Origin of the sequence: Dietzia sp. DQ11-44 (assembly GCF_014145205.1) — a bacterium.
Taxonomy (GTDB): domain Bacteria; phylum Actinomycetota; class Actinomycetes; order Mycobacteriales; family Mycobacteriaceae; genus Dietzia; species Dietzia natronolimnaea.
In genome coordinates this window covers 1-6278 of record NZ_JAALEC010000264.1, presented here as the reverse complement: position 1 = coordinate 6278, position 6278 = coordinate 1, and the positions used below count along the sequence as shown (strand labels likewise).

Below are 6278 nucleotides of genomic sequence, written 5' to 3'. Positions count from 1 at the left end.
GTCGAGCGCGGCCACCCGGCCCTGCATGGGCGCCCGCCAGCTGTGGCAGACCGCCAGCGCCAGGGCGTCCGCGGCGTCCGCCGGGCTCGGGGGCTTCTGGAGGCCGAGGATCCGCGTGATCATCAGGGTCATCTGCTTCTTGTCGGCGCGACCGCTGCCCGTGACGGCGGCCTTGACCTCGGAGGGGGTGTGGAACGCGACCGGGATGTCCCGGTACGCCGCGGCCATGGCCACGACCCCGGCCGCCTGCGCCGTGCCCATCGCGGTGGACACTTGGTTCTGGGCGAACACACGCTCGATGGCCACCACGTCGGGCCGGTGAACGGCCATCCACTCGTCGGCCACCTCGTGCACCGCCCGCAGGCGACGCTCGAGCGGTTCGTCCGCACTCGTCCGCACCACGTCCACGTCGAGAGCGGTGACGGCGCGGCCCGGTGCCGTCTCGATCAACGCGAGACCGCACCGGGTCAGCCCGGGGTCCACTCCCATGACGCGCATCGAACCTCCGCCGACCAGTGGTAGAACCTACGTTCGAGACCCTACCAGCGACGCGGCCGTCAGGAGTCCAGGGCCGCCAGGACGTCGTCGGGGATATCCACGTTCGAGTAGACGTTCTGGACGTCGTCGGAGTCCTCGAGCGCGTCGATCAGGCGGAAGATCTTCCCCGCCCCCTCGGCGTCGACGGTGACCTCGACGGAGGCCCGGAAGCCCGACTCGGCCGAGTCGTAGTCGATCCCGGCCTCCTGGAGCGCCGTGCGGACCTGGACGAGGTCGGTGGGTTCGCAGATGACCTCGAAGCGGTCGCCGAGGTCGTTGACCTCCTCGGCCCCCGCCTCGAGCACCGCCATCAGGACGTCGTCCTCCTCGAGCTCGCCCTTGTCCAGGACGATCTCACCCTTCCGGGCGAAGAGGTAGGCCACGGAGCCCGGGTCGGCCAGGTTGCCGCCGTTACGGGTCATGGCCGTGCGGACCTCCATGGCCGCGCGGTTGCGGTTGTCCGTGAGGCACTCGATGAGCATCGCCACGCCGTTCGGGCCGTAGCCCTCGTACATGATCGTCTCCCAGTCGGCGCCGCCGGCCTCCTCGCCGGCGCCGCGCCGCCGCGCGCGCTCGACGTTGTCGCCCGGGACCGAGTTCTTCTTGGCCTTCTGGATGGCGTCGAACAGCGTCGGGTTGCCGTCGGGGTCACCGCCACCCGTGCGGGCCGCCACCTCGATGTTCTTGACGAGTTTGGCGAAGAGCTTGCCGCGCTTGGAGTCGATCGCCGCCTTCTTGTGCTTGGTGGTGGCCCACTTGGAATGGCCTGACATGGGGAGTTCCGCCCTCCGGGGTGTCTGGGGTGAGGCCTGGATGACCTCCGGGTGACTTACGGGTGTCGCTGACGGCCCACTCTACGAGGTCGCCGCCCTGACCATGTCGAGGAAGTACCGATGGACGCGCACGTCGTCGGTGACCTCGGGGTGGAACGAGGTCGCGAGGGCGTTGCCCTGGCGCACCGCGACCACGTGATCCTCGCCGTCCGAGGCGCGGACGCCGGCGAGTACCTCGACGTCCGGTCCCACCGTCTCCACCCACGGTGCCCGGATGAAGACCGTCCGAAACGGGTCGGGGCCGAGGGCGTCGACGACGAGGTCGGCCTCGAACGAGTCGACCTGCCGCCCGAAGGCGTTGCGCCGGACGGTCATGTCGATGGCGGAGAACCACGTGGCGTCCGGGCGGGTGTCGAGCACCACGGAGGCCAGCAGGATCATCCCCGCGCACGAGCCGTACACGGGCATCCCGCCCGAGATCCGCTCGGACACCGGCTGGTACATGTCGTACACGTCCAGTAGGCGGCTCATCGCGGTCGACTCACCGCCGGGCAGCACGAGCCCGTCGACCGTGTCCAGCTCCGATCGGCGGCGCACTGTGACGGCCTCCGCCCCGACGGTCTCCAGGTGGCGCAGGTGTTCGGCGACGTCGCCCTGGAGGGCGAGCACGCCGATCCGGGGGCGATTCGCCGCGCTCACCTGTGGTCCCCGCGGGAACCGGCGTCCCCGCGGGCGGCTGCGGTGCGGTCGGACCCGGTGCCCGACAGGTCCACAGGGAAGGGCTGCGCCCCCTCCCGGAGGCGACGCGACAACCCCTCCTGGGTGACCGCCGCGACGAGGCGCCCCGTCCGGTCGAAGATGCGGCCCTGGGTGAGGGCCCGGCCGCCGAAGGCGGACGGGGACGTCTGGTCGTACAGCAGCCAGTCGTCGGCCCGGAACGGGCGCAGGAACCACATCGCGTGGTCCAGGGAGGCGTCCTGGGTGGGCTCATCAGGGTGGATGACCTTGGCCGAGCTCAGCAGGGTCATGTCCGACATGTAGGCGAGCGTGCACACGTGGAAGTTGGGGTCGTCCGGCAGTTCGTCCACGCACCGGAACCACACCCTCTGCTGTGAGGCGATCTGCGAGGATCCGCGGAGCTTGTCGGGCGGCACCATCCGGATGTCCCACTGCGCCCACTCGTCCACGAAGACACGGTGGGTCTCGTCCAGGTCCTCGTACCGCGGCGCGGGGATCTCCTCGGCGTCGATCACGTCGGGAATCGGGTCCTGATGCTCGATCCCCTCCTGGTCGCGGAGGTGGAAGGAGGCCGACATCGAGAAGATGGGCTCGCCCTCCTGGATCGCGGTGACCCGCCGGGTGGCGAAGCTCCGACCGTCCCGCAGCCGGTCCACCTGGAAGACGGTGGGAGCCGACGGGATCCCCGGCCGGATGAAGTAACCGTGGAGCGAATGGACGTGCTTGTCGTCGTCGACGGTGCTGACCGCGGCGGTCAGGGTCTGACCGGCGACCTGGCCGCCGAAGGTGCGCTGCAGGTGGGTCTCGATCGGGTGACCGCGGTAGAGATCGCGGTCGATGCGCTCGATCGCGAGGATGTCCTCGATCTTGGCCACCGGTGGGTCACCAGCCCCGCTCGGCGAGCCGGTGCGGCTCCGGGATGTCGTCCACGTTGATGCCCACCATGGCCTCGCCCAGGCCACGGGAGATGTTCGCCAGGGTCTCCGGGTCGTCGTGGAAGGTGGTGGCCTTGACGATCGCCTTCGCGCGCTCGGACGGGTTGCCGGACTTGAAGATCCCCGAGCCGACGAACACGCCCTCGGCGCCGAGCTGCATCATCATCGCGGCGTCGGCGGGGGTGGCGATGCCGCCGGCGGTGAACAGCACCACGGGGAGCTTGCCGTTGCGCGCCACCTCCTTGACCAGGTCGTACGGCGCCTGGAGCTCCTTGGCGGCCACGTAGAGCTCGTCCTCGGGCAGGTTCTGCAGGCGGCGGATCTCCTGGCGGATCTTGCGCATGTGCGTGGTGGCGTTGGACACGTCACCCGTACCTGCCTCGCCCTTGGAGCGGATCATCGCCGCGCCCTCGGTGATGCGCCGCAGCGCCTCGCCGAGGTTGGTGGCGCCACAGACGAACGGCACGGTGAACTCGAACTTGTCGATGTGGTTGGCGTAGTCGGCCGGGGTGAGGACCTCGGACTCGTCGACGTAGTCCACGCCGAGCGCCTGGAGGATCCGTGCCTCGACGAAGTGGCCGATACGGGCCTTGGCCATCACGGGGATGGAGACGGCCTCGATGATCCCGTCGATGAGGTCGGGGTCGCTCATCCGGGCGACACCACCCTGCGCGCGGATGTCCGCGGGGACCCGCTCGAGGGCCATGACGGCCACGGCGCCGGCGTCCTCGGCGATCTTCGCCTGCTCGGCGGTCACGACGTCCATGATGACGCCACCCTTGAGCATCTCGGCCATACCTCGCTTGACGCGTGCGGTTCCGGTGGTGTTCTCGGTGGACTGCGGCTCGCTCACGAAATAGGCCTTTCCTGGCGTCGATGACTCGTAGTAGGCGTCCAGTGTAGGTCGCCCTGACCTCGGTTCCCCAACCGCCGCCCCACCGCGCCGGGTCAGCCTCCCGCGTGTGGGTGGTCGACGAGTTCGACGTAGTCGGGCATCGGGGCGCGCCCCGCGAGTCGGAGCGCCCTGACGGTCCCCTTCTCGCGCAGGGTCCTGGTGTCGCGGACCGCGTCGTTGTAGAAACTCCGCGCCATCGCGACCCTGTCGGACACGTCCTCGAGTTCGGCGGCCAGGTCGACCGGCAGCACGGCGACGTCCAGCCCGGCCAGCAGGGTGCCGAGGGTGTTCTCCGCCCTCTCGGCGTCCGGCGCACCGTCGTCCGCGGGCGGGCCGGGCCGGGTCGGGTCCGGGTCGGGCCGGGGGTCGGTCCCGGTGACCGAGTCGGTCGGATGGGCGCGGGCCAGCGCCAGGGCGTGCGACAACCGCTGCGCCGATGCAGGGTCCCGTCCGCCCAGCTCCGCGACGATCGCGGCTGTCACCGTGTGGCGGCGTTCCAGGGCGCCGATCAGTGCGGCTCGGGCGAGATCCGTCCGGATGTGGAGCCTGTCGAGACGATGTGCGGTGAGGTAGGCGGCGAGCAGGGCGGTCACCGCCAGGATGACCAGTGCGACGACGACGAGGAGCACTTCAGCGGACACGAATGGTCTCCCCCGGTCCACGGACGGTCTCGTACACGCGGATCACCCGCTCCGCCACGACCGGCCAGTCGAACTCCCGGACCGCCTCGGAGGCGCGCGCGCAGAGATCGGCTCTGTGTCCGTCGTCGCCGAGCACGCGGACGAGGGCGGCGGCCAGGCCACCGGGGTCCCCCACCGGTGCGAGTTCACCACAGTCCCCGTCTCCCAGGACCCGGCGGAACGCGTCGAGATCGGAGGCCACCACGGCCGTCCCGGCCGCCATCGCCTCCACCAGGACGATGCCGAAACTCTCCCCACCCGTGTTGGGTGCGCAGTAGACGTCCGCGGCCGCGAGCACCGCGGCCTTGCGGGTGTCGTCGACCCGACCGAGGAAGTCCACGTCGAGGCCCGACGGCAACCGGTCCCGCAGTGCCCGCTCGTCGCCGTCCCCCATGATCCGTAACCGGAGGTCGGGCACGGCCTCCAGCACGGCCGGGAGTGCGGAGACCAGAACGTCCATACCCTTGCGCGGTTCGTCGTAACGCCCGAGGAAGGCCACGGTGGGTGAACCGGATCGCTCGGCCGTCGCGTCGACCCCGCGGAACGCGCCGACGTCCACGCCGTTGGGGATCTCCACCGCGCCGGACCCGAGGGCCTCCATCTGCCATCGCCGGGCGAGGGTCGACACCGCGATCCGACCGCGGATCTTCTCCAGGAGCGGTGCGAGGGCGCCGTCCGCGGCACCGAGGATCATCGAGCCGGAGGTGGATGTGTGGAAGGTGGCCGTGATGGGTCCCGAGGACATGGCCAGGGCGAACATCCCGACTCCCGGCGCGTTGGGTTCGTGGATGTGCAACACGTCCAGCGGATCGCTGCGCAACCAGTGACGGGTGGTCCGCCAGGCCGCGGGTCCGAAGCTCAACCGGGCCACGGACCCGTTGTACGGGATCGGGACCCCCGGGCCGGTCAGCGTCATCCCGGAGACCGGTGCGTTCTCGGGGCGGCCGGGGGCGAGCACCCGGACCGAGTGGCCGCGCCGACGCAACTCCTCGGTCAGATCCACCACATGGGCCTGGACGCCGCCCGGCGCATCGAAGGAGTAGGGGCAGATCATGCCGATGCGCACGAGTCGATCAGCCCTCGATCCGCGCGCGACGGTCGGCGGACAGGTCGGCCAGCCACAGGGGTTGGAGCATGTGCCAGTCCGCCGGGTGACGGGCGATCCCTTCGGCGAAGAGGTCGGCCATCGCCTGCACGGCCGCCTCCACTCCGCCGGAGACGTCGATGGGCGGGGTGATCCGCACCCGCATCGTCTCCTCGTCGGAATACCAGAACTGCGCCACGAGGAACGGCGCGCCGGTCTCCACGGCGAGCCTGGCAGCCCCTGCGGGCATCCGGGTGGTCTCACCGAAGAAGGTCACCGGGACGCCGGTCCGACGCAGGTCCCGTTCGCCGGGCAGGCACACGATGCCGCCCCCGCGGAGGAACTCGCGGAGTGCCTCGAGCGGCGGCGTGGCGCCACCGGTGTGCGGATAGATGGTGAATCCCAGGCTCTCCCGGTACTCGAGGAAGCGCTGATAGAGGGATTCCGGCTGCAACCTCTCGGCGACCGTGGCGAAGGTGCCGTACCGCCGCGCCAGCCATGTCCCGCCGAGATCCCAGTTGGCCGAGTGCGGGAGGGCCACGATCACCCCGCGTCCCCGGGCCAGGGCCGCGTCGAGGTGGTCGACGCCCTCGATGGTCCGGTCCATCTCCCTGGCCACGGCCTCGCGGTCCATCG

General features: G+C 70.7%; 8 protein-coding genes. All 8 read right to left on the bottom strand.

Going from position 1 to position 6278, the window contains the following annotated elements; genetic code table 11:
- On the bottom strand, window positions 1-498 hold a 498-nt coding region (gene ruvC, locus G6018_RS07520; RefSeq protein ID WP_182610071.1), incomplete at its 3' end, for a crossover junction endodeoxyribonuclease RuvC.
- Between the two features lie 59 nt (window positions 499-557).
- Entirely contained in the window at window positions 558-1310 is a 753-nt protein-coding gene (locus G6018_RS07515) for a YebC/PmpR family DNA-binding transcriptional regulator (protein WP_182610072.1), read from the bottom strand.
- 81 nt (window positions 1311-1391) lie between these two features.
- Complete coding sequence (gene pdxT / locus G6018_RS07510) at window positions 1392-2009, bottom strand: pyridoxal 5'-phosphate synthase glutaminase subunit PdxT (protein WP_179525380.1); 618 nt, start codon at window positions 2007-2009, stop codon at window positions 1392-1394.
- On the bottom strand, window positions 2006-2923 hold the full coding sequence (locus G6018_RS07505) for an acyl-CoA thioesterase II (protein WP_179525381.1): 918 nt from the start codon (window positions 2921-2923) through the stop codon (window positions 2006-2008). Before G6018_RS07505 ends, pdxT begins: the two co-directional genes overlap by 4 nt.
- Window positions 2924-2930: 7 nt before the next feature.
- Window positions 2931-3836, bottom strand: a complete 906-nt coding sequence (gene pdxS / locus G6018_RS07500; protein WP_179525382.1) for a pyridoxal 5'-phosphate synthase lyase subunit PdxS — start codon at window positions 3834-3836, stop codon at window positions 2931-2933.
- A gap of 95 nt (window positions 3837-3931) precedes the next feature.
- Window positions 3932-4519 carry an NUDIX hydrolase gene (locus G6018_RS07495; protein WP_182639285.1) on the bottom strand — a complete coding sequence of 196 codons (588 nt, stop codon included), beginning with the start codon at window positions 4517-4519 and terminating at the stop codon, window positions 3932-3934.
- Window positions 4509-5624 carry a glycosyltransferase family 4 protein gene (locus G6018_RS07490; protein ID WP_182610600.1) on the bottom strand — a complete coding sequence of 372 codons (1116 nt, stop codon included), beginning with the start codon at window positions 5622-5624 and terminating at the stop codon, window positions 4509-4511. Before G6018_RS07490 ends, G6018_RS07495 begins: the two co-directional genes overlap by 11 nt.
- A gap of 7 nt (window positions 5625-5631) precedes the next feature.
- Window positions 5632-6278, bottom strand: a 647-nt coding sequence (locus G6018_RS07485) for a phosphatidylinositol mannoside acyltransferase (protein ID WP_182639284.1), incomplete at its 5' end; no start/stop codon positions are given.